Here is a 1130-nt window from a genome sequence, read left to right as displayed (position 1 = left end):
TCTAGAGATTGCTTAGGCCCAACCTAACCAGCGATCGCCATCCCTAGTCCCATTGTGAATGAGCCTAGGGGCGATCGCCTCCAGTTAACCTACGGATTTTTTGACCTCAAAACATAAAGATTCATCAGGCGCGATCGCCTGATGTCTAGTTTTTGCTGTGATTTCGTCTAGAGCTAGCTGTAAACCTGATCTAGGCGCACGAGAGTCTGGAGCAACACGGTCGCTCCCTGCGTACATTGTTCTGGAGATGTGTATTCTTGGTCAGAGTGACTGATGCCAGCGTGGCTAGGTACAAAAATCATGCCCATGTCGGTGATATGCCCCATTTCCATAGCGTCATGACCGGCGCGGCTGGGCAGGGCGTGGGCGGAAAATCCTAAGTCTTGGCAGACATCGCGAATCACAGACTTTATGCGGGCGGCGGCGGGGGAGGGTTTAACTTTGAGAATAGGTGTCATATCAATGTTGGTGCGGGTTTTGGCGGCGATCGCCCGCAGGTGCCGCGAGAGCTGATAGGTCATGTCATCCAAACAGTCTTGGGACAAATCCCGCATGTCTACGGTCAGCTCTACCCGCCCAGGCACAATGTTGGCAGCATTGGGAGATACGTTCAACGATCCGACGGTGGCTACAGGACGGCTAGGCTGTTCTAGGGCGATCGCCTGCACGGCCAGGGTCACCTGAGCGGCAGCCACCAGGGCATCATGGCGCATATCCATGGGGGTGGTGCCAGCATGGTTAGGAACGCCGGTAATGGTAATGGCGTAGCGGTTCATACCCACAACACCATCCACCACGCCAATCTCATAGCCCTTACTGTCGAGCACACTGCCCTGTTCCACATGCAGTTCCACAAAGGCCACCATATCTTCGCGGCTGCGGCGGGCCGAGAGAATACGCGACCAGTCACCGCCAACGGCATCCAAACAGGCTTGAATCGAGGTGCCTTGCTCTGGATGGTAAATCGCTTCTCCCTTTACGGCACCAGCGATCGCCCGCGACCCAATCATGCTGCTTTCTTCGTCGCTGAATACAATCACCTCTAAGGGATGATTCAGCCGTAGCCCTTGCTCATGGAGGATCTGCACCGCTTCAATGCCTGCCAAAACCCCGAGAACGCCATCATAACG

1 protein-coding gene is annotated in these 1130 nt (G+C 55.2%); it reads right to left on the bottom strand.

The genetic code is table 11. The features are described 5' to 3' along the window. Positions 1–173: 173 nt before the first annotated feature. Positions 174–1130 (bottom strand): Zn-dependent hydrolase (locus tag V6D20_10280; protein HEY9816167.1); only part of this gene is annotated, 957 nt, incomplete at its 5' end.

This window comes from Candidatus Obscuribacterales bacterium (genome assembly GCA_036703605.1).
Lineage (GTDB): Bacteria > Cyanobacteriota > Cyanobacteriia > RECH01 > RECH01 > RECH01.
This window is presented reverse-complemented; position numbering and strand designations above follow the sequence as displayed.